Consider the following 21240-nt stretch of genomic DNA (forward strand, 5'->3'; position numbering starts at 1 on the left):
TTTGTGTGAACGTTTTTTAAGAGAAGCTTGTTTATAAATATAAATGAAAGAGCAATATCCGGCATGTGGCTTTCAGGATTCGAACCTGCCCGTTTTCACGGTTTCACCAGCGAAGTATCACATACCCACGGCATCTTTCATTATTTTAAAAAGAAGAGCTACGATCCAGCAAGCGTGCAATTTCACTTTACAGGTTGAAGTAACGCTTGCTTACGGCATCTTCTTATGTTTTATGGGCAAAAAGTCAATATGCGTGTTTACTGCTCTACCAGCTCAGCTACAATGGAATCTCCAGAGGCCGGGCTCGAACCGGCGACACGATGTATCACATATTTACGGCACCTTTTTTAAATAAGAAGCAACAAGTGAACGCGGGACGGGAGTACGCTATAGGGACTCGAACCCTCATCATAGCTTGCACTACAATGCCCAACTCCCTTCAATGGCGCGAAGTAACCCGTTTCTACGGCATTCTTATTATTTTAATTCTTTTAAATATATGAACTTATTGGGTTCTCATACATATTTTTATAGTTCCATTTTATTGATCGCATCTAAGGTTGAACCTCCATTTTCTAAAGCAGCCAATACCTCGAAAACTTTATCACTCCAACCCGCAATCAGGTAAACATCATTTTTCAATACCTGTAGTGGTACCTGTGCGTATCCCTTAAGGTCGAATAAATAGAGCTTGGCTTCTTGTGCCACTTCGGCTTTATAACGTAACCATAAAGCATGTATGTGTTCTCCAGTTGTAGGCGATGTATTGTAGAGCTGGCAGTCAGTAAATAACATAACTTTATCCATTTTCATCTTACGGGATAGTATATCCTTGATCACAAGGTAACCATTAGTGGCATATCCTACTTCTCCCTCACGACGATAAAACTCTTGGATATTGCCAAGTATAGTATTGCGTGGCAGGCTTATAGTTTTCCATGTATCTCCAAACATCCCTACTTCTACATTTTTACAACGACTTTGTAGCAGCATGGCCAACATCAAGCCCACATCGTACAGCAACACTTTGGATTTCGCCGAAACAGGGGTTTGCATGGAGCCCGATACATCGCAAGCGAGTAACACTCTTGTTTCATGATCAAAACCTTTTATGTTGGCAGCACTTGCCTGCACAGCTTTTTCCAAAGTGTCAAGTAATTCTCCGGTATAACCATTATGTCCCAATAGCAGTGCACTTAATTTTTTAGGTAAGCCTTTTATTGGCAAGTAGGTACCGGTAGTGATTAGTTCCCGGTAAGCCGCCAAATAGCGGAATGGAAACTGCTTAGCTTTAGCAACCTGTTCTGAATCGGAAAGTCTTGAGCATACTTTTTGGAAATGCGGATAACTTATTCCGGCCTCTTGTATATTGCGAAGATTACGCAATAAAGCCATGTAACCTAATTTGCCACTGTCAATTAATTCTTCCCATTTTTTGCAAAATGCTGCTGCTTTCGCTTCGTTGCTATCATAATTCAGCTGCCCTAATGCAGACAATTCGGTCTCCCAGGTATAAGGAGTTTGCAAAGTTCCGTTTACAATTTTATTGAACAGCATTTGTTGCGCATCATCTTTGGCTTTTGGGTGAACCAAAAATAAAGCATCACGTAGCTTGATTGTACCATCCCGGTTATATTTCGCAAATTGATATTCATCGAAGCTGTTGAATGCTGCCGACAAGCCCTTTTGCAATTGCTTCGATAAACGATTCAATCTTTTAGTTCCAGAACGTTCATTTAATAATTCATAACATGCAAGAAGCTCCGTAATCTCATCTGCCCGGTTAACTACGCCCTCTGTTACCTTAGCGACCAAATTGTCCCCAGCATGCCGCTTAGCCAATTCTGTAGTTAAAACCATGGGTACTGAGCGCATATACATTTTGGTACGGGTGTAAACGGCTAGTTTGCCAACAAATATGGGATCACAGTCCGAAATCAATTTTTGAAGACGGGCTAAACGAGCCTCGTTTTTCTCATAAAAAGAGTCATTCAGACCCCAGGTAACAACAGCTGTATAAAGTTCCATTTCTGGCGTAAGTGTAAACGATTTTGCCCCTTCATAGTTTAGTACCTGATTTTTAACCCTCCTTAATATGTTGAATTTCATTATATCCTCCTTTTCTTTATCTGTTGAAACAAAGATTGATAGATGCTGCGCAGTGTATCTGCGCAGCAAAAATTATTTTAAATTATTCTTTATTGATGTTGAGTATTAATCCTCTGGCTTTTCTCTTGGGTCTGCCATTCTCACAATCCTCGGCTCAAACATTGCCAGCACTTCAACTAAATCTTGTTGCGCAGCCATAACCGCATGGATGTCTTTATAGGCCATTGGTGCTTCATCCATATCACTACCCATCAGCGTAATTCGTTTGTCTATAAGATTTGCTGCAATGACCGCCTTATCCAACTGTTTAAAAGCAGCGCTTCGGCTCATTAAACGACCAGCACCGTGACTTGCAGAATTAATACTTGCAATATTACCTTTGCCACGTACCACAAAGCCTGGAGTGCTCATTGAGCCTGGAATGATACCCATCACACCTTCACCAGCGGGAGTGGCTCCTTTACGGTGTACCATAACCTCGGTACCATCAGCGAGATTTTCTTTCCATGCAAAATTATGGTGATTTTCTATCCTCATTAATGGCGTATGATTTAATGCACGTGCAATTTTGTTGTGAATCTCATGATGATTGGCACTTGCATACTCACCAGCTAAATTCATCGCAATCCAGTATTCCTGACCTTCGTCTTTATCCAGGTCTAACCAAGCCAGATGTTTAGCCTCATTTGGTAACTTAGTTTTTGTCATTGCAATTTTAGAATAGTGATCTGCAACTGTTCCACCAAAACCGCGGGATCCGGAGTGTGACAATAGTGCTAAGTATTTTCCTGCCGGGATGCCATCTAGGGCACCATCTGCTATGGTTAATTCGCCCCATTCTACAAAATGGTTTCCAGTTCCACTTGTTCCCAATTGCGAATAAGCTTTATCCTTTAATGAGCGTATCAATTTAGTTTCGTTCCATGTTTTACGGTCAAATAGCGAGCTATCAAAATAAGATTTAGTTGTGCAACCTATGCCGAAATAGGTACTGTCTAAAAGAATATTTTTAAGTTTATCCTTTTCCGTATCTACAGCTTCCGCAGGTAAATCAAAAATGCTAAGGCACATTCTGCAGGCAATGTCTACACCCACAGCAAAGGGAATAATTGTATTTGCAGTAGTTGCCAGTACGCCGCCGATTGGCAACCCATAACCTTGATGTGCATCGGGCATAAGTGCACCGGCTACTGAAATAGGCAATTGAACCGCTGTTCTCATTTGTGCTAAAGCGCCTACTTCTATATGCTCCAATCCCCAAACCGGGAATTCAGCTAGCTCTTCTTTCAATTTAAAGTTGCTGCGCTCTTGTTTAATAAATCGACCCTCTTTGCGCATTTCGATAATGCTTTCGGCTATATTTTTAAACTTTCCACCTTTCTTTAATGTATAAGGCATTGGGTCTTCAATCACTGCTTCAAGATTCGCTAATATTTCTCGTTTATCCATCACGCCATGTTTTAATAAACCGTTTGCCACACGACTAAAGCTCACCAATATATCGATGTCGTTTATTCCTAGTGCATTTAACTCGCTGTTGCTGATCTTCTCTTTTTCCATGACCATTATTTTATTTAATGGTACAAAGGAATATATCAAGTACGCAGTCTATTTGCGTAGTGAAAAATAATTTATAAATTCAGCAAAAATAATCTGAAATGCCTATAAATCGCAATGCGCTTATCCGTTATCGTACCATTGATAAATGTCTCCAAAATTGTTTTAAGAAATGGACGTTGGACGACCTGATAGAAGCCTGCAGTGATGCAATTTATGAATACCAGGGGATAGATACAGGTGTAAGCAAACGTACAATACAGGCTGATATTGAAATGATGCGCAGCAATAAGCTAGGCTATGAAGCGCCTATAGTGGTTGTAGATAAAAAGTACTATACATATAGCGATAAAGATTATAGCATCACCAATAGTCCGCTGAACCAGCAAGACATGCAGGTGCTTACGGAAGTATCAGACTTGTTGAAGCAATTTAAAGGATTTAACCATTTTACCGATTTAAATGAAATGGTGAGCAAGTTAGAAGATAAAATCTATTCTCAAAAAACACTTAGTCCGCCTGTAATTGATTTTGAGAAAAATGAGAATCTTAAGGGGCTGGAATGGATAGAGGTAATTCGAAAAGCTATAGTGGTTAGGAAAGCTATTTGTATCACTTATCAATCCTTTAAAGCCAGAGAAGCCAGTACTTTTTGTTTTAGTGGCTATTTGCTCAAAGAATATCGTAACCGTTGGTTTGTGCTTGGTATGCAGCATAAGAGAAATTCTAATATCATGAATTTGGCCTTGGATAGAATCCAAACTATAAAAGAAGAGGAGGAACCTTATCGGGAAAATAAGACGATAGACCTTGCCTCTTATTATAACGATGTGATAGGCGTTACAAAAACACCGGGACAGCGCGATTGCGAAGTTATATTTTGGATTGACGAGGCAAATGCGCCATATATCATCACCAAACCTTTGCACCATACTCAAAAGTTATTGGCAAATGAAGCTGATGGAAAGATATTTAGTATTCAAGTGATTCTTAATTTCGAACTGGAGCGTGAACTATTAGGCTTTGGTTCAAAAATTAGAGTACTAGGCCCAAGGATTCTGGTTAAGCAACTGAAAAAACAATTAACTGATGCCGTAGCAAAGTATGAATCAACGTGAGGGTAGTTTTAACGCTTTTTTATGAATATTATACAGCCACAGTACAATATCCTGATAGCTCTCTACACCTTTCTGCTGGTTGTTCAGTTTTAAAAATTGATCTAGCGTAGTTTCCATATATCCAAACATGTTGCTGTTGTATTTACGCCAAAACTCCTTGTCTGCTTTAAAATCTTTAAGCGTAGCTGCGTTGATTTTTTTGCGCAGTCGTACATAATCGGCCGGAGATTTTACGCCAATTTCAAAAAGTACGTTTTTAAGCACACAATAGTTGCCAGAGTACTTGAAATCCAGATCAGAACTTGCAGTGGCAACCAGGTATCCAATCAGATTGGCTTCGTCTTCCCTGGCAATACCCAGTTGATGGGAAATTTCATGACAAGCTACAAAAGGAAGGTTGGCCGCATTGAGCATCATGTTTGCGTTTGCTTCTCCCGATAAAGGATTGTAATATCCCTCTAATCCAATTTTTGTGACCAGCCAGCTGTTTAAAACAGGTTTCAGTGATGGATTATTGTATTTGAAAAAGCTGTTTTTAGCTGCTAGTTGCTTATAAGATGCCGCTGCTTTAGTTTCAAGTTCCGTTATACTATAGATATGCTGAATTAAAGTATCCGGATTTCGCTCTGCCTGAATCTTATTAATCCGATCAGTCATGTAATCTCCCAGAGCAACCAGTTGCGCAGTAGTGTACTTTTCGTTGCTAATGCCCAACTGCTCAGCAATAGGTAAACGGACATAATTTAATCCCCATAATAGTTTAAAAGTGACGTAAAGGATTAATAAAAAGTTGATGGGTTGGATTAATAACGGCTTATTAGAGCTGCCGCCAAAATACTTTTTTGTCTTACTTAGCTTTTTTACCCCATTGATTACGGAATATAACGCATAGCCTACCAGGATGATGTACAGGAAATCCCCCAGCGAAAATGGGAAAAATGAACTCAAAAACCGCTGAATAGCAGAAGTGATTGGATAGGAGCCATACACATATAGTTTTTCTACTAAGGCAGGGCTTAAGCCAACCAAATACAGCAGGAGTGCCAAAAATGCTGTAATAGCCAGTTGGCGTATTTTAGAATTCATCTGTTTTACCTGTCAAAAGCCAATCTTTTACCCGTTTCATTTGTGGTAAACTTACCCTTATTGTAAGCCACATTTCCGGAAACCAGGGTGTAGATGATGGAGGATTGAAAGGTTTGATCTTCAAAAGGCGACCAGCCGCATTTGTACAATATGTTAGGTTTAATAACTTTTACGGGATCATTCAGGTCTACTAAAACAAGATCCGCCCAATAGCCTTCTCTAATGAATCCTCTTTTTTCAATCTGAAAGCAAGTGGCAACATTGTGCGAAGCCTTCTCTACAATCTTCTCTAAGGTAATTTTTCCCTGATGATACATTTCCAGCAAGGCAGACAAAGCATGTTGTACCAGAGGGCCGCCAGAAGGCGCCTTACTGTAAGATTGCTCTTTTTCTTCAATGGTGTGCGGAGCATGATCGGTTGCAATCACATCAATATAATTGTCCAGCACACCTTTTAATATCGCATTCTTATCTGCTTCTGTTTTAACTGCCGGATTCCATTTAATCCAGTTTCCTTTTGTCGCATAATCACGGTCGTCAAACCATAAATGATGTACACAAGCCTCTGCAGTAATCCTTTTATCTTTTAGCGGTGTAACATTGTCAAATAATAGTATCTCCTTTGCTGTAGAAATGTGCAGGATGTGCAGTCTTGTCTGGTATCTTTTTGCCAGTTCTACCGCCAAAGAAGATGATTTATAACAAGCTTCGGCACTACGAATTAACGGGTGCATATCTATCGTGAGATCCTCTCCATATTTTTCCTTAAATACAGCCAGGTTATGCTGTATCGTTTGCTCGTCTTCGCAATGAGTTGCAACTAAGATTGGAGCCTCCTTAAAAATATTTTCGAGTACAACTTCATTGTCTACCAGCATATTTCCGGTAGATGATCCCATAAAAACCTTTATTCCACATACATTTTTTGGGTCTGTTTTTAAAACCTGCTCCAGGTTGTTGTTGGAGGCACCCATAAAAAAAGAATAGTTTGCAAGAGACATTTCTGCGGCTATAGCATACTTATCTGCCAGCAAATCTTGTGTTAATGTATTAGGAACAGTATTGGGCATTTCCATGTAAGAAGTAATACCACCAGCAACTGCGGCCATGCTTTCAGAAAATATATCTGCTTTATGCGTTAGTCCGGGTTCTCTGAAATGTACCTGGTCATCTATCATCCCAGGCAGCAGGTGTAAACCTTCGGCATTAATTTCCTGATCTGCCTTAATATCTATGTTAGGTGCTATTTTTTCAATAAAGCCATCTTTAATAAATACATCGGCTATAAAAATCCGGCCTTCATTTACAAGTGTTGCGGCCTTGATGAGGATACTGTTCATAACCCCAAAGCTATGTTTTTAGCACATAAGGAGCAAGTACAAAGATAAAGATTCGCTACCTTTGCCGGTATGGCTAAAAGCTTTGAAGAATTTAATTTAAACAGGCAGATCCTAAATGCCGTTGCGGATGCCGGCTTTAGTACAGCTACGCCTATACAGGAAAAGGCAATTGCCCCTGTGTTATCCGGGCAGGATATTTTTGGTATAGCAGAAACGGGTACAGGTAAAACGGCTGCCTACGTGTTACCTATATTAATGCAGCTAAAATATGCGCAGGGAGATGCTGCTCGGGCGCTAATTCTGGCCCCTACACGTGAACTGGCCATGCAAATTGCCGAACATGTAAAAATGTTTTCGGTTTATACCGATTTGCGTTCAGTAGTGGTGTTTGGAGGAATTGGTCCTAAAACTCAGATTGAACAAATTAAGGCCGGTGTTGATATTATTATTGCCACACCAGGGAGGTTCCTGGATATTTATTTAGCAGGGCATATCAATACGCAATACCTGAAGTTTTTGGTGCTGGACGAAGCAGATAAAATGATGGATATGGGGTTTATTGGCTCTATTCACCGTATCCTGGAGATTGTGCCTCGTAAAAGGCAGAATTTGTTGTTCTCCGCAACAATGAGTGACCTGGTTAAAAAGATAGCAGGCGATTTCCTTAAAAACCCAACCATTATAGAGGTAGGAGAGCAGGCTACGCCAGCTTCGACAGTTACTCAGGTTTTTTACGAAGTGCCTAATTTTAAAACTAAGGTAAACCTGCTGCAGCATTTGCTAAAAGACGATGAGGCTTACAAAAGGCTCATTATTTTCTGTAAAACCAAAACCGTTGCCGATAATATTTACAGGTTCATTGTTCGTCGTTTTGGAGAAGAGGCGGTAAGGGTAATTCATGCCAATAAGGGCCAGAATACCAGAATCAATTCCATCAATGCTTTTAAAGAAGGCAATGTGCGTGTATTGGTGGCTACAGATGTAGCCTCAAGAGGAATTGATGTGAGTGAGGTAAGTCATGTAATCAATTTTGATGTACCTATTATTATTGAAGACTATGTACACCGGATTGGAAGGACGGGACGTGCCTATGCTAAAGGTGATGCCCTGACTTTTTACACGGAAGCTGAAAAATATTACATCAGGAAAATAGAGAAACTGATCCGTCAAACAGTTCCTGTTTTATCCTTGCCTGCGGAAGTTTTTGTAGAAGAAACACCGTATGAGGAAAAGCAGGCTATTGCACGTGCTATTGATGATCAAAAGCGTAAGGATGATCCTAATTTTCAAGGTGCATTTCATGAAAAGAAACATGCCGCCGCCATTGCAGCGGCAGCAGCAGCTAAAGCCAAGAAAAAGGCTAACAACCCAACACCGTGGAAAAAGGATAAGAAGTTTAAAAAATAAAGCGTTTATCCGTGAAACTGACACCCTTAAATTTAGTGAGTTCTATATGTTTGGTTACCGGGATAATGTTGTTTTTTAAAACGCCATCTACCGCTCCCGCACATATCAACATCAACAGCTTACAGTCAATTTTCTATTTCACTACTGCAATTATTGCTTTTATTGCAGATTTGGTTTTTAGGAAGTTTATACCTTTGCTGCGCAAACTTTGGGTAGTAGAGGGACTGCTTATAGTATTTACACTAGTGCTGATGCTAATTTTAAGAAGCACTACAACCTAGAGGAAAAGACATTAAAAGATTAAAAAATACCATAAGATTAAAATGAAAACAGCAGAAATAAAAATTACAGTTGAACTTGATGATAACAATGTGCCTGAAAATTTGCTTTGGGAGTCTACCGATGCAGAAACACAGGATAAGGTTCCGGTAAAATCTATGATGCTGGCATTGTGGGACCATAACTACAAAAATTCTATGCGCATAGATTTGTGGACCAAAGATATGCCGGTTGATGAAATGAAGCGTTTTTTTTATGAAACCTTGCAAACTATGGGCGATAGTTTTTTAAAGGCTACAGGTGAAACCTTAATTATTGAGGATTTGCGTGATTATTGCGCACATTTTGCAGATAAAATGGGAATAGACCCCCGTAAATAAATAAAAATGAAAGCACAAGGCGTTGTAGGGGCCATTGTAATGGCTGCAGGTGGTTTATGTCCCCTGGTTCATGTTCCAATTATGGGAAACTGGAATTACTTTGGGATAGATCCTTATCTGGGAAGCATTTTTTATGTATTTGTGGTGCTGGCCTTACTTGGCGCATTGGCAAATAAAACCGGATTAATGCGTTTTTCAGGCTGGGCAGTAGTAGTTTTTGTGATACTTACCTTACTTGCGGTTTGGTTTAAAACTCATGGTGCATTTGGCTTTTTACACTTTAAAAAGCTCATTAACCTGGCATCTGGTATGGTGAAATTTAAATGGGGATGGTTTGTGATCCTTGCTGGTGCATTACTAATGCTTACCGTAAGAAAGGAAAAAAAGGCTTTTCCGCTTGATCCTAATCGTCCACTTACCTAATTCTCTGTGATGCAGCTTGTCCTGGAAGTAAAACATCTGATAAAAAAGGAGATTCTGTTAGAATGGCGGTCAAAATACGCTTTAAATGGTGTGCTGCTATATGTGGTTTCAACAGTATTTGTTTGTTTTTTATCCTTTGTGTCGTTAAAAGGGGTAACCTGGAATGCTTTGTTCTGGATCATTATGCTTTTTGCCTCCATTAATACAGTCTCTAAGAGTTTCCTCCAGGAAAGTAAAGGGAGACAGCTTTATGTATACACGATAGCCAGTCCACTGGCACTTATTATTTCCAAAACCATTTACAACATGTTTTTAATGCTATTGGTTACTGTAGTAGCATTGGCATTTTACACTTTGGTATTTGGCTACACACCAGAAGATCTTGGCCTCTACCTCATCGCTACTTTATTGGGGAGCATGAGTTTTTCTACCATTTTCACCATGATTTCCGCAATAGCATCGAAAGCTGGAAATGGTGGAATGCTGATGGCCATTCTTAGTTTTCCTGTCATTATCCCGGTAATTACCGTTTTAATTAAGTTAACAAAAAATGCTTGTGACGGGCTTGACCGGAGTGTGAGTTTGGATGAAATTTTTACACTGCTCATCATCAATGTGCTTGTCATGGCTTTTTCTATATTGTTATTTCCCTACCTTTGGCGAGACTAAAATCTATTAATAATGTATAAATCCTGGTGGAAAATTTTAGGTGCTGTTTTGGTGATGTACTCCACAATTGCTGGCTTTTTGGCTAAAACCCCCGAACTACCCATTCTTCATGAAAGTATCAGAAATCTGTATTTCCACGTTCCTATGTGGTTTAGTATGATTGTGCTGTTTAGTATTTCTGTAGTTCAAAGTATTAAATTTTTGAGTAACGGAGATGCAAAAAGCGACCTTAAAGCAGTAGAAAGTGTAAATGCGGGTATCATTTTTGGTATTCTGGGCATTATTACCGGCGCCATTTGGGCAAGGTTTACCTGGGGCCAGGCCTGGAGCTTTGATGTAAAACAAAATTTTGCTGCCATAGCATTGCTGCTTTATTTTGCCTACATGATATTGAGAAATGCCATTGATGAAGATCAAAAACGGGCAAAGATTTCTGCTATATACAACATATTTGCCTTTCCTATGATGGTGGTGCTTTTGTTTGTGCTGCCACGTTTGTCTGATTCGTTGCATCCCGGCAATGGAGGTAATCCTGGTTTTAATTCTTATGACCTGGATAGCAGAATGCGAATGATTTTTTATCCTGCTTGTATTGGGTGGATATTAATTGGCTATTGGATGTACACTTTATTGTTTAGGGTACGCGTTCTGGAAACTAACGAAAAAAATATTGCTTAATGATCATGAAGAAATTTATAATAACCTTTTTAATGCTGCTGGTTACCGGCCAGTTGTTTGCTCAGAATGAAAATTCTGCCATTACTGATAGTTTGTATGCATCAGGAAAAATCTACGTAGTTGTGGTTTGTGTGGCTGTAATTTTATTGGGTTTAATCTTTTTTATGTTTTCTGTAGACAGCAGATTAAAAAAAGTTGAAAAAAAATCTGCCGATAAAAACTAAATTTAAAACGTTTAAACGTGGTTTTTGTTATTGGTAACTAAGGGTGTGAGGGCTACACTAAGCTTTTGGCGATTTGTATAAATCGCTTTTTTTAGTGCAATTTTGCATCATAATTAAGAACTGAGTTCAAATTCATAAAAAAAGACCAATGATTAGTACAGCAAACGAGACAAATTTCTTTTCAGATGTTTGTGAAAATTTTGACAGTGCAGCCCGATTTACCTCACATCCTGAGGGTCTATTAAATCAAATTAAAGCGTGTAACAGTGTTTACCGCTTTCAGTTCCCCATCCGCCGAGGAAACGGTTTTGAAGTGATTGATGCATGGCGTGTTGAACACTCTCACCATATGAGTCCAACCAAAGGTGGGATTCGTTATAGCGAAATGGTTAACGAAGATGAGGTAATGGCCCTTGCGGCTTTAATGACCTACAAATGTGCCATCGTTAATGTTCCTTTTGGTGGCGCTAAAGGTGGTATCAAAATTAACCCTAAAAATTATACAGTGGCGGAGCTGGAAACCATTACCCGCCGTTATACGACTGAATTAATCAAAAAGAATTTTATTGGTCCTGGTATTGACGTTCCTGCTCCTGATTATGGATCTGGAGAGCGTGAAATGAGCTGGATTGCAGATACGTATATGACCATGAACCCCGGGCAACTGGATGCTTTAGGTTGTGTAACCGGAAAACCTATTGCTTTGCATGGTATCCGCGGACGTAAGGAAGCAACAGGACGTGGTGTTGCTTATGCTGTGCGTGAATGTGTAAGTGTTGCCGAAGATATGGCTAAAATTGGCTTAAAAGCTGGTTTAGGTGATAAAAAGGTTATTGTTCAGGGTTTAGGTAACGTGGGTTACCACTCCGCTAAATTCCTGGCAGAATTTGGCGCAACCATTGTTGGTCTTTGCGAGTTTGAAGGCGCCATTTACAATGCCAATGGTTTAAATATTGATGAAGTATTTACACACCGTAAATTAACAGGTTCTATCCTTGGCTTTCCGGGTGCTACAGAATTTAAAAATTCTGAAGAAGGTTTAGAACAACCTTGTGATATTTTGGTGCCTGCAGCTTTAGAAAATGTACTTACCGAAGATAACATCAGGAACATTAAGGCTAAAATTATTGCTGAAGGTGCCAACGGACCAACTACTCCGGGTGCAGAAGCTATTTTTACAGAGATGGGCGGGATCATTATTCCGGATATGTATTGTAATGCCGGGGGTGTTACAGTTTCTTATTTTGAATGGTTAAAAAACCTTTCTCATGTGGCTTTTGGCCGTATGGAAAGCCGTTATGCTGAAAATTCAAATACCAACTTAATTAATACACTTGAAGGTCTTACTGGTCAAAGTATACCAGCAGAGCATCGCACTATGTTAATTAAGGGCGCTTCAGAATTAGAATTGGTAAATTCTGGTCTTGAAGATACCATGAGTCATTCTTACCATGAAATCAGGGAAACTTTATTGTCTAAACCTGGTATTCAAACTTTAAGAACAGCAGCCTTTGTAGGCTCAATTGACAAAATTGCGGTTTCTTACATGAACCTGGGTATTTGGCCATAAATTTTCTACTGTCCGCGCGGCATTAAGAAATAAACGATAAACCGTACCGGGATAACTGGTGCGGTTTTTTGTTTTTAGTAACAAAGCTATAGCGATAGTTTTCAAATGTTGATGTTATGTCAACGGAGTATCAATCAAATGTCATCTAATAGAAACATCTGGAGGCAAAAGATTTTGGCTGCGTATATTTTTTATCTTTGTGCTCTGTTTTTAATATAGGTATTTATGAAGAAGAGTGCGATTATCGGTTTGATAACAATTGCGATTTGTGTTTGCTTTTTGGTAAGCTTAAACGCTGATACCAGTAATTACTCCACCTTTAAAGAAGCTGCAAAAGATTCAAGAGAATTCCATGTAATGGGCTACTGGGAAAAGTCCAAAGGGATGTACTACGATGCCTTAAAAGATGCCAATCACTTTTCTTTTTATATGAAAGATCAGGATGGACAGGTGGGTAAAGTGATTTACAACGGTACTAAGCCACAAGATTTTGAACGCTCAGAGAAACTTGTACTGATTGGTAAAATGGATGCTGGTGTTTTCTATGCTTCTAAAATATTGATGAAATGTCCTTCAAAATACAATGATAATCTTGTGGAAGTGAAGCAGGATGGTACCGTTGAAAAAGAGGATGGTACTAAAGTGAAGCAGGACGGAAAAGTTAAACAATACAACTAATTTTAATGGATATTCAATTTGCAGGAGAGACCCTCCTTCCCGGTAAAATAGGCCAGTTTTTCATCGTGCTTTCCTTTGCGGCGTCTTTGCTTGCTACACTTTCCTATTTTTTTGCCGTAAAAAATAAAGACCTTTCTGATCATTCCTGGACACGTATAGGTCGTATTGCTTTTTTTGTCAACTGGGCAAGTGTTATCGGTATAGGGTCAACCTTGTTTTATCTGATTTTAAATCATTATAACGAATATTACTACGTTTATTTCCACTCTTCAAAAGCATTACCGGTATATTATATCGTCTCGGCATTTTGGGAAGGACAGGAAGGAAGCTTTTGGCTTTGGGCTTTTTGGCAAAGTTTACTTGGCGCACTGTTAATCTGGAAAGCTAAATCATGGGAAAACGGTGTAATGACTGTTGTTTCCTTATCGCAGGTTTTTTTAACCTCTATGTTATTGGGGGTTCAGTTATTTGGGGAGCGCATCGGTAGTTCTCCATTTATTCTGCTTAGAGAAGCTGTTGTTTTAAAAGATATGGCCCCTGTGGTTTTTGCAAACCCGGAAAATTTAAAAAATTACCTTAATTTTATCACAGATGGAAGAGGCTTAAATCCATTGTTGCAAAACTATTGGATGGTGATTCACCCTCCAACCTTGTTTCTTGGATTTGCAAGCATGGTAGTTCCTTTTGCTTATGCCATTGCCGGACTTTGGCAACGAAAATATAAAGAGTGGGTTAAGCCTGCTTTACCATGGGCGCTATTTGCCGTAATGATTTTAGGTACTGGGATCATCATGGGCTCTTTCTGGGCTTACGAGGCTTTAAACTTTGGCGGCTTTTGGGCATGGGATCCTGTTGAAAATGCATCGTTAATTCCATGGTTGATGCTTATTGGTGGTGTGCATGTAATGATTGCCTTTAAAAATACAGGTCACGCTTTTTTTACGGCCATCGCTTTGGTTTTATTGAGCTTCCTGTTGGTGCTGTACGCTTCATTTTTAACCCGTAGTGGGATATTAGGCGAAACATCTGTACACTCGTTCACGGACCTGGGTATGTTTGGTCACCTCATCTTATACAATGTTGTGTTTTTGGTCCTACCTGTGGTGTTGTTGGTGTTAAGATGGAAAGAATTGCCAATTACCAATAAAGATGAAGAAACCTATTCCAGGGAATTCTGGCTTTTTATTGGTGCGCTGGTGGTTACCGTAGCCTGTATTCAGGTTATTTTTACCACCTCTGTTCCGGTATTTAACAAAGCTTTCGGAACCAATTTTGCCCCACCTATAGACGCTATAAAGTACTATAACCAATGGCAGGCTCCATTTGCTATTTTGGTAACTATTATCTCCGGATTTTCTCAGTTTTTAAGGTATAAACGTACAGACCCACGTAAATTTTATAGTTCACTGATTGCTTGCCTGGTGTTTTCTGTTGTTTTAACGGGTGTTTTTGTATGGATAACTGGTGTTTACACCAATCTGATGTATATTTTGCTGAGTTTCAGTTCTGTATTCGCCATATTGTCCAATGCGCGTTTGTTGGCCCAGGGTTTTGGTGGTAAATCAAAGCTGGTAGGTGCTGCAGTAGCGCATATTGGTTTCGCATTTTTGCTGATTGGTGCCATGGTAGCTGCTGCAACCAGTAAGCCGATATCCATTAACAGCACCAATTTTATCCCTGTAAAGGATTTTGAAAAGGTAGAAAAACCGGGAGAAAATATGGTATTGTATCGCAACGAACCTAAAAAAATGGGGCGGTATACGGTAACTTATGTTAGGGATACCACGGTTGCCCCGAATACGTATTACACACTTAATTTTAAGGTGATAGATGATAAAGGAACCATCAAAGAAAGCTTTGATCTGAACCCGCATGTTCAGGTAAATGAGAAGATGGGCCTAATTGCCTCTCCAGATACAAAACATTACATTACTACAGATATTTATACCCACATTACCAGTGCTCCTGATAAGCAAGAATCTCATGAAGACCACGAAGGTCATAATGATGAAGAAAACTATAAAACACCAAGAATTGTAAACGTGAAAATGGGTGATACCCTGCACACCAGCAGTGGAATTATTACTGTAAAGGCATTGAATACCAAGCCGGCAGCCAAAGACCTCGTTTTATCTCCAAATGATGTTGCGGTAGGCTTACCTCTTGAAATTGACCTTAATGGTAAAATTTATAATACTGAGCCTATATTTTTAGTGAAGGGACAAAATACGTTTGACTTTGCCAGAACTATTGATGACCTGGGCTTAAGGTTCAGGTTCACTAAGGTTCTTCCGGAAGAGCAACGAGCAGAATTACAAGTGTTTGAAAAGCCTCAGCAAGCAAAAGACTGGGTGGTTTTTAAAGCCATTGAATTCCCTTTCATCAACCTGTATTGGGTGGGTACAATTGTAATGGTAATCGGTTTTATAATTTCTATAGTAAGAAGGAAAAAGGAAATCAAAGCTGCCTAAATGAAAATCGTTAGCATTGGTTCTGGTAATGTAGCAAGCCATATGGCACTTGCTTTTAAAGCCGCCGGGCATGAGGTGATACAGGTTTGGAGCAGAAGTATGGAACATGCTTCTGTGTTGGCAAACCAGCTTAATGCTTTAGCCATCAATCGTACCGAACTTATAGATCCCAATGCAGACCTTTATGTAATTGCCGTTAAGGATGATGCGATTGCAGATGTAGTCCATGAACTTAAGCATGTCAAGGGACTGGTTGTGCATACTTCTGGTGCAGTATCCATAGACCTATTGTCTTCACTTACAAATTACGGTGTACTTTATCCTTTGCAAACCTTTTCTAAAAGTAAGGTGCTTAATTTTAGTACTGTACCCTTATGTTTAGAGGCTAAGGATGAAACTATCCTGACTGTACTTAGAGATCTGGCAGCTCAACTTACAACGTCTGTAAATATCATTAACAGTGAAAAACGAAAAGTACTGCATGTTGCGGCGGTATTTGCCAATAACTTTACCAATCACCTCTTTTATTTGAGCCAGCAGATTTTGGAAAGCCATCAGCTAAATTTTGATTTGCTGAAACCTTTAATTCTGGAGACTGCAGCTAAAGTGCAAGGGGATAAACTACCAGCCGAGCTGCAAACAGGCCCTGCCGTTCGTGCTGATTTTGCAACGATGGAAAGGCATCTTGCTTTTTTAAAGGAGGAGCCAAAACTGACAGAAATCTATACTATTTTAAGTGATAGCATTAAAAAAACGCATTCATAACAGAATTGCGGTTTATGCTTCTTATTTTTGAACACAATTATGAGTATTTTTAAACTAAAGATAAATTTTGAAGAGAAGGGAAAAGAACCAGTAGAACTGCCAATTGCAGGCGGGGAATCTGTTCTTGACATTTGTCTTGATAATGGAATTGAGCTGCAGCATAACTGCGGTGGGGTATGTGGTTGCAGTACTTGCCACGTCTACGTAAACAAAGGCATGGATAACATCCAGGAGATCTCAGATAAAGAAGAAGATTTTATTGACAGGGCGGTACGTCCAAGAATTACTTCCAGGTTGGGTTGCCAGTGTGTGGTCATCAGTGGAGACATCGAAGTAACGATACCAGACCAGTCAGAATTTCTGGGTCACTAATAATTTTCTATTTTTACCTCCATACAATTTAACATAAAAGACATGCAAGATAAGTTTGCTTTGCCAATATATTGGAACGACCACGAAGATATAGCTCAAGAGTTATATGAAAAGTTTGGTGATGATTTTAATGAGTCTAAAATCTATAGAATCCGTTTTACAGAATTACTGGAATGGGTATTAACCCTACCTAACTTTAAAGGCACCAGAGAACAAAGTACAGAAGGGCATTTGGAGCAAATCCAATCGGCCTGGGTGTATGAATGGAGAGATAACCAGGATTAAAAGATGTTTTTGCAGAAAATAAAGAAGATCACCGCGTTTGTCTTTGACGTAGATGGCGTTTTAACAACCGGTGATGTTCTTGCTGCTGAAAGTGGTGAATTACTACGTACTTTTAACATAAAGGACGGCTATGCCATGCAACTAGCCATTAAAAAGGGTTATCAAATCTGTATTATATCGGGAGGCCAGGGACAGGCCATGCAGCAGCGTTTCGAGCGTTTGGGAATCACTGATATTTTTTTAGGTGTAGGTGATAAAGTTGCAGTTTACCATGATTTTGTTTCCCGGCATCAAATAGATCATACAGCTGTGTTGTATATGGGTGATGATATGCCAGATCTTAAAGTAATGCAGCTTGTTGGGTTACCAGTATGTCCTGCAGATGCAGTACCAGAAATCAGGGCAGTTGCAGAATACATTTCTCCTTTTGAAGGGGGCAAAACTGCCGTGCGGGATGTGATTGAAAAGGTGCTTAAAGTACAGGGAAAATGGTACGATCCAAACCCTTTGGCGGTCGACTCTGGAAAATAAAAAGAATTACATTAAACCTTCTTTGTCTTTTTAGTTCTATAGGTAAAACAAGAACAAAAAATATGAAAAGATTATTCATGATCTGCGGATTGTTATTCAGTGTAATAACATTTGCGCAAGCACAGGGAGGTGACCGCAAAATGCCGACTCCGGAAGAAAGAGCACAAAGAAACACAGAACAGTTAACCAAGAAATTAGCTCTTACGGAAGATCAAAAAACTAAGGTGCTTGCTATTTACACCGATCAGAATGCAAAAATGGTTAAATTGCGTGAAGACAACAAAGACAATCGTGAAGCAATGCGTGAATCGATGATGAAGCTTTCTGCGGATAGCGATTCAAAAATCGAAGCTTTGTTAACGGATACTCAGAAAAAAGACTACATCGCCTTTAAAGAGGAGAGAAAAGCCAATATGGGTAGAAGAGGCGGACCGGGTGGCCCTGGCGGACAAGGAACTCCTCCACCTCCGGCACCAGCCAACTAAACCACAAAAATATATAAATAATAAGAGCGGCCTATGGTCGCTTTTGTTATTTTTGCCCTATGTATAAGCAAAACCTTCCTATCATTCTCGCTTCCAAATCGCCTCGTCGGCAAGAGTTGTTAAAACTAATGGACCTGGATTTTAAAGTTGTTTTAAAAGAGGTAGATGAAAGTTATCCTGAAGGTTTAAGCCCTGCTCAAATTGCGGTACATATCTCAGAGAAAAAAGCAAAGGCATTTATGGAAAATGACAATGCCAGCATTGTCATTACCGCAGATACCATCGTTGCTTATAAAGATGAAATATTAGGTAAACCTGTAGATGAACAGGATGCTGTAAAGATGCTCACCAAGCTTTCGGGGGCCAATCACCAGGTATTTACGGGCGTAAGTTTAACCTATAAAGATCAGATTCTTTCTTTTTATGATGTAACTGAAGTTTTCTTCAGACCGCTTACACAAGAGCAGATTCAATACTATGTAGCAAATTACAATCCAATGGATAAAGCAGGTGCGTATGGTGTGCAGGATTGGATAGGTTTGGTTGCTGTAGAGAAAATTGAGGGTTCTTATACCAATGTAATGGGTTTACCTACAGAAAAACTGTACCAGGCGCTTGCTGCAATCTAAATCTTAAGACTCGCGAAGTGTATGCAGTACACCCATTTTTAAATCGTAAGCAGACAAGTACATTGATTTGATCCCTATTGTATAAATGATATAGTTGGTGATCATCGCGGCTATTACAATCAAATCTACTCTTAGCGGAATCAGCCCTTCTATATTGGCCCTTTCTTCATGACTGGAAAGCAGAAGTTTTGCTGCCAGGTCCCGATAGGCTACGAGGTCAATGATTGCATAGGGAATGTTTTGCAAATCAAGTTGTTTATTTAAGAGCCCCGCAAAAGTTTCAAAAGCCCCTGCCGAGCCAATCAAAGTATCCGGTGCGTACTGTGTACATGCCTCCTTTAAATCCTTAAGTTCGCTTTCCAGCCTGTTGTTAATATTGGCCTGATCGTCTGCACTAATTGGATCAGACTTAAAATAGGCTTGCAGTAAACGTGCAGCACCAAGGTCATAGCTTTTTTTCCATAACACTTCTTCTGGTGTACAAATGATAAATTCGGTGCTTCCGCCACCAATATCCATGATTAAAGAAGTTGTAGACAATACCCCTGTGGCCTGTACACCATGATATATAAAGGCAGCTTCGTCATCACCGCTAATCACTTCTATTTCGATACCAGCCTGGTTTCTTGCCGCTTCAATAAATCTCTGCTTGTTCGTTGCATTTCTAACGGCAGATGTTGCGGTAGCTTTTACCAGTGCTACCTGATGGTCTGTAATGGTTTGGCTAAAATCTTTTAAGGTATTTATAGCCCTTTCAAATGCAGCCGGAATGATCACATTATCATTCAAACGTCCTTCTCCAAGCTTTACTGGTACATTGGTTTTATAGATTACCTCAAAGCCTGTTGCCGAAAGATCAGCAATGATCAGGTGAAATGTATTGGTACCCATGTCAATTACGGCTGCTCTCATTGTTTTAATTTAATTTTGTAAGCTATTAAAAAAGCTACCAATTACGGTAGCTTTCTTCATCTTTGCTCTTTAATCTAAATAATCTTTATTCAAACATCCTTACTCAAAATATTCCTTCATCTTTTCGAAGAAACTTTTGTCGTTTTTACCAGGTTGAGGCTTAAAGTTAGGAGAGTCTCTTAATTTTTCAAGGATGTCTCTTTCCTCACTGCTCAATGCTTTAGGTGTCCAGATGTTTACATGGATAATCTCATCACCACGGTGGTAAGAATTCACCTCTGGGATTCCTTTGCCTTTTAGGCGAAGCAATTTCCCGCTTTGTGTACCTGGCTCTATCTTTATCTTGGCTTTGCCATCAATTGTAGGCACTTCGGCGCTATAACCTAATGCAGCATCCACAATACTTACATGTAAGTCATACACTACATTATTGCCTTCGCGTTTCAGGCTTTCATGTGGGGTTTCTTCAATCAAGATAATCAGGTCACCCGGAATTCCACCATTAGGACCCGCATTACCTTTACCACTCATGCTCAACTGCATTCCTTCGCTAACACCTGCAGGGATGTTAATGGTGATGGTTTCTTCGCCACGTTGTGTTCCTTCACCATGACAAGAAGTACATTTTGAAGTAATCTGGCTGCCAGAACCATTACAAGTAGGGCAGGTAGAGCTGGTTTGCATTTGTCCCAATATAGTATTGGTAACCCTGCGCACTGCACCACTGCCACCGCAGGTTTTACAAGTGCTTATAGACGAACGGTCTTTAGCACCGCTGCCATCACAGGTTTTACAAACTATTTGTTTATTTACTTTGATTTTTTTCTCTGCACCGTTAGCAATTTCTTCCAGGGTAAGTTTAACCTTAATCCTTAAGTTGGTTCCTTTGGCTACGCGTCTGCCACCTCTCGATTGCTGACCGCCACCGCCGAAGAAGCTCTCGAAGCCACCGCCTCCGCCGCCACCGAAAATATCTCCAAACTGACTGAAGATGTCTTCCATGTTCATGCCGCCGCCGCCATAGCCGCCTCCACCACCAGAAGCACCGCCTACGCCTGCATGACCATAATGGTCATAGCGTTGCTTTTTCTCTGGATTGCTTAGAATTTCATAAGCTTCCGCTGCTTCCTTAAATTTATCTTCTGCAGATTTATCATCCGGATTTTTATCAGGGTGGTATTTAATGGCAAGCTTGCGGTAAGCTTTTTTAATTTCTTCAGCAGAAGAACTTTTACTTACACCCAGTACATCGTAATAATCTCTTTTACTCAT

At 39.8% G+C, this 21240-nt stretch carries 23 protein-coding genes; 17 read left to right on the forward strand and 6 right to left on the reverse strand.

All coding sequences use genetic code 11. The features are described 5' to 3' along the window. Positions 1–528 precede the first annotated feature (528 nt). On the reverse strand, positions 529–2109 hold the full coding sequence (locus LPB86_RS09610) for a TROVE domain-containing protein (RefSeq protein ID WP_230642875.1): 1581 nt from the start codon (positions 2107–2109) through the stop codon (positions 529–531). Between the two features lie 105 nt (positions 2110–2214). Beyond that, positions 2215–3669: an RtcB family protein gene (locus LPB86_RS09615; protein WP_230642878.1), complete on the reverse strand. Its 1455-nt coding sequence runs from the start codon at positions 3667–3669 to the stop codon at positions 2215–2217. A gap of 98 nt (positions 3670–3767) precedes the next feature. Between LPB86_RS09615 and LPB86_RS09620 the strand changes: the two genes are divergently transcribed. Further along, on the forward strand, positions 3768–4784 hold the full coding sequence (locus LPB86_RS09620; protein ID WP_230642881.1) for a YafY family protein: 1017 nt from the start codon (positions 3768–3770) through the stop codon (positions 4782–4784). On the opposite strand, the gene LPB86_RS09625 is transcribed toward LPB86_RS09620, so the two are convergent. Both LPB86_RS09625 and LPB86_RS09630 read right to left on the reverse strand, forming a co-directional pair. Next, a complete protein-coding gene (locus LPB86_RS09625; protein ID WP_230642884.1) occupies positions 4776–5870 on the reverse strand; it encodes a DUF3810 domain-containing protein in 1095 nt (364 codons plus the stop codon). The genes LPB86_RS09620 and LPB86_RS09625 overlap by 9 nt on opposite strands. A 5-nt stretch (positions 5871–5875) precedes the next feature. After that, positions 5876–7210 (reverse strand): dihydroorotase, encoded by a 1335-nt coding sequence (locus tag LPB86_RS09630; RefSeq protein WP_230642886.1) that lies wholly within the window; start codon positions 7208–7210, stop codon positions 5876–5878. Positions 7211–7279: 69 nt separating this feature from the next. Between LPB86_RS09630 and LPB86_RS09635 the strand changes: the two genes are divergently transcribed. From LPB86_RS09635 to LPB86_RS09710, 16 genes are all read left to right on the forward strand, one after another. Further along, complete coding sequence (locus LPB86_RS09635; RefSeq protein WP_230642889.1) at positions 7280–8617, forward strand: DEAD/DEAH box helicase; 1338 nt, start codon at positions 7280–7282, stop codon at positions 8615–8617. Positions 8618–8682: 65 nt separating this feature from the next. Further along, complete coding sequence (locus LPB86_RS09640; RefSeq protein WP_230642891.1) at positions 8683–8898, forward strand: hypothetical protein; 216 nt, start codon at positions 8683–8685, stop codon at positions 8896–8898. 42 nt (positions 8899–8940) lie between these two features. Beyond that, positions 8941–9276, forward strand: a complete 336-nt coding sequence (gldC, locus tag LPB86_RS09645; protein ID WP_230642893.1) for a gliding motility protein GldC — start codon at positions 8941–8943, stop codon at positions 9274–9276. Between the two features lie 6 nt (positions 9277–9282). Then, positions 9283–9699: a hypothetical protein gene (locus tag LPB86_RS09650; protein ID WP_230642895.1), complete on the forward strand. Its 417-nt coding sequence runs from the start codon at positions 9283–9285 to the stop codon at positions 9697–9699. Between the two features lie 9 nt (positions 9700–9708). Then, on the forward strand, positions 9709–10368 hold the full coding sequence (locus tag LPB86_RS09655) for a heme exporter protein CcmB (RefSeq protein ID WP_230644326.1): 660 nt from the start codon (positions 9709–9711) through the stop codon (positions 10366–10368). Positions 10369–10380: 12 nt separating this feature from the next. After that, on the forward strand, positions 10381–11046 hold the full coding sequence (ccsA, locus tag LPB86_RS09660; RefSeq protein WP_230642897.1) for a cytochrome c biogenesis protein CcsA: 666 nt from the start codon (positions 10381–10383) through the stop codon (positions 11044–11046). A 5-nt stretch (positions 11047–11051) separates the two neighbouring features. Then, positions 11052–11270, forward strand: coding sequence for a CcmD family protein (locus LPB86_RS09665; RefSeq protein WP_230642899.1), 219 nt, complete (start codon positions 11052–11054; stop codon positions 11268–11270). 148 nt (positions 11271–11418) lie between these two features. Beyond that, positions 11419–12840, forward strand: coding sequence for a Glu/Leu/Phe/Val dehydrogenase (locus LPB86_RS09670; RefSeq protein ID WP_230642901.1), 1422 nt, complete (start codon positions 11419–11421; stop codon positions 12838–12840). Positions 12841–13065: 225 nt separating this feature from the next. Beyond that, positions 13066–13518, forward strand: coding sequence for a cytochrome c maturation protein CcmE (locus LPB86_RS09675; protein WP_230642904.1), 453 nt, complete (start codon positions 13066–13068; stop codon positions 13516–13518). 5 nt (positions 13519–13523) lie between these two features. Continuing rightward, positions 13524–15989 carry a cytochrome c biogenesis protein CcsA gene (gene ccsA / locus LPB86_RS09680; RefSeq protein ID WP_230642907.1) on the forward strand — a complete coding sequence of 822 codons (2466 nt, stop codon included), beginning with the start codon at positions 13524–13526 and terminating at the stop codon, positions 15987–15989. Continuing rightward, on the forward strand, positions 15990–16754 hold the full coding sequence (locus LPB86_RS09685; protein ID WP_230642910.1) for a Rossmann-like and DUF2520 domain-containing protein: 765 nt from the start codon (positions 15990–15992) through the stop codon (positions 16752–16754). It abuts the gene before it with no gap. Positions 16755–16793: 39 nt separating this feature from the next. Continuing rightward, positions 16794–17126 (forward strand): 2Fe-2S iron-sulfur cluster-binding protein, encoded by a 333-nt coding sequence (locus LPB86_RS09690; protein WP_230642913.1) that lies wholly within the window; start codon positions 16794–16796, stop codon positions 17124–17126. 42 nt (positions 17127–17168) lie between these two features. Beyond that, the gene (gene iscX, locus LPB86_RS09695) at positions 17169–17411 is read left to right on the forward strand and encodes a Fe-S cluster assembly protein IscX (protein WP_230642916.1); all 243 of its coding nucleotides are present in this window, start codon (positions 17169–17171) and stop codon (positions 17409–17411) included. A gap of 3 nt (positions 17412–17414) precedes the next feature. After that, complete coding sequence (locus tag LPB86_RS09700; RefSeq protein ID WP_230642920.1) at positions 17415–17942, forward strand: HAD family hydrolase; 528 nt, start codon at positions 17415–17417, stop codon at positions 17940–17942. A 62-nt stretch (positions 17943–18004) separates the two neighbouring features. Beyond that, positions 18005–18427: a Spy/CpxP family protein refolding chaperone gene (locus tag LPB86_RS09705; protein ID WP_230642923.1), complete on the forward strand. Its 423-nt coding sequence runs from the start codon at positions 18005–18007 to the stop codon at positions 18425–18427. A gap of 59 nt (positions 18428–18486) precedes the next feature. Next, entirely contained in the window at positions 18487–19056 is a 570-nt protein-coding gene (locus tag LPB86_RS09710) for a Maf family nucleotide pyrophosphatase (RefSeq protein ID WP_230642926.1), read from the forward strand. A gap of 3 nt (positions 19057–19059) precedes the next feature. Here LPB86_RS09710 and LPB86_RS09715 read toward each other — a convergent pair whose 3' ends face one another. Next, positions 19060–19968: an exopolyphosphatase gene (locus LPB86_RS09715; RefSeq protein ID WP_230642929.1), complete on the reverse strand. Its 909-nt coding sequence runs from the start codon at positions 19966–19968 to the stop codon at positions 19060–19062. A 99-nt stretch (positions 19969–20067) separates the two neighbouring features. After that, entirely contained in the window at positions 20068–21240 is a 1173-nt protein-coding gene (gene dnaJ / locus LPB86_RS09720; protein WP_230642931.1) for a molecular chaperone DnaJ, read from the reverse strand.

The organism is Pedobacter sp. MC2016-14 (genome assembly GCF_020991475.1).
Lineage (GTDB): Bacteria > Bacteroidota > Bacteroidia > Sphingobacteriales > Sphingobacteriaceae > Pedobacter.

Coding starts and splice junctions, on each gene's coding strand:
- LPB86_RS09610 (WP_230642875.1), bottom strand. CDS start 2,109: ATGAAATTCAACATATTAAGGAGGGTTAAAAATCAGGTACTAAACTAT.
- LPB86_RS09615 (WP_230642878.1), bottom strand. CDS start 3,669: ATGGAAAAAGAGAAGATCAGCAACAGCGAGTTAAATGCACTAGGAATA.
- LPB86_RS09620 (WP_230642881.1), top strand. CDS start 3,768: ATGCCTATAAATCGCAATGCGCTTATCCGTTATCGTACCATTGATAAA.
- LPB86_RS09625 (WP_230642884.1), bottom strand. CDS start 5,870: ATGAATTCTAAAATACGCCAACTGGCTATTACAGCATTTTTGGCACTC.
- LPB86_RS09630 (WP_230642886.1), bottom strand. CDS start 7,210: ATGAACAGTATCCTCATCAAGGCCGCAACACTTGTAAATGAAGGCCGG.
- LPB86_RS09635 (WP_230642889.1), top strand. CDS start 7,280: ATGGCTAAAAGCTTTGAAGAATTTAATTTAAACAGGCAGATCCTAAAT.
- LPB86_RS09640 (WP_230642891.1), top strand. CDS start 8,683: ATGTTGTTTTTTAAAACGCCATCTACCGCTCCCGCACATATCAACATC.
- gldC (WP_230642893.1), top strand. CDS start 8,941: ATGAAAACAGCAGAAATAAAAATTACAGTTGAACTTGATGATAACAAT.
- LPB86_RS09650 (WP_230642895.1), top strand. CDS start 9,283: ATGAAAGCACAAGGCGTTGTAGGGGCCATTGTAATGGCTGCAGGTGGT.
- LPB86_RS09655 (WP_230644326.1), top strand. CDS start 9,709: ATGCAGCTTGTCCTGGAAGTAAAACATCTGATAAAAAAGGAGATTCTG.
- ccsA (WP_230642897.1), top strand. CDS start 10,381: ATGTATAAATCCTGGTGGAAAATTTTAGGTGCTGTTTTGGTGATGTAC.
- LPB86_RS09665 (WP_230642899.1), top strand. CDS start 11,052: ATGAAGAAATTTATAATAACCTTTTTAATGCTGCTGGTTACCGGCCAG.
- LPB86_RS09670 (WP_230642901.1), top strand. CDS start 11,419: ATGATTAGTACAGCAAACGAGACAAATTTCTTTTCAGATGTTTGTGAA.
- LPB86_RS09675 (WP_230642904.1), top strand. CDS start 13,066: ATGAAGAAGAGTGCGATTATCGGTTTGATAACAATTGCGATTTGTGTT.
- ccsA (WP_230642907.1), top strand. CDS start 13,524: ATGGATATTCAATTTGCAGGAGAGACCCTCCTTCCCGGTAAAATAGGC.
- LPB86_RS09685 (WP_230642910.1), top strand. CDS start 15,990: ATGAAAATCGTTAGCATTGGTTCTGGTAATGTAGCAAGCCATATGGCA.
- LPB86_RS09690 (WP_230642913.1), top strand. CDS start 16,794: ATGAGTATTTTTAAACTAAAGATAAATTTTGAAGAGAAGGGAAAAGAA.
- iscX (WP_230642916.1), top strand. CDS start 17,169: ATGCAAGATAAGTTTGCTTTGCCAATATATTGGAACGACCACGAAGAT.
- LPB86_RS09700 (WP_230642920.1), top strand. CDS start 17,415: ATGTTTTTGCAGAAAATAAAGAAGATCACCGCGTTTGTCTTTGACGTA.
- LPB86_RS09705 (WP_230642923.1), top strand. CDS start 18,005: ATGAAAAGATTATTCATGATCTGCGGATTGTTATTCAGTGTAATAACA.
- LPB86_RS09710 (WP_230642926.1), top strand. CDS start 18,487: ATGTATAAGCAAAACCTTCCTATCATTCTCGCTTCCAAATCGCCTCGT.
- LPB86_RS09715 (WP_230642929.1), bottom strand. CDS start 19,968: ATGAGAGCAGCCGTAATTGACATGGGTACCAATACATTTCACCTGATC.
- dnaJ (WP_230642931.1), bottom strand. CDS start 21,240: ATGAGTAAAAGAGATTATTACGATGTACTGGGTGTAAGTAAAAGTTCT.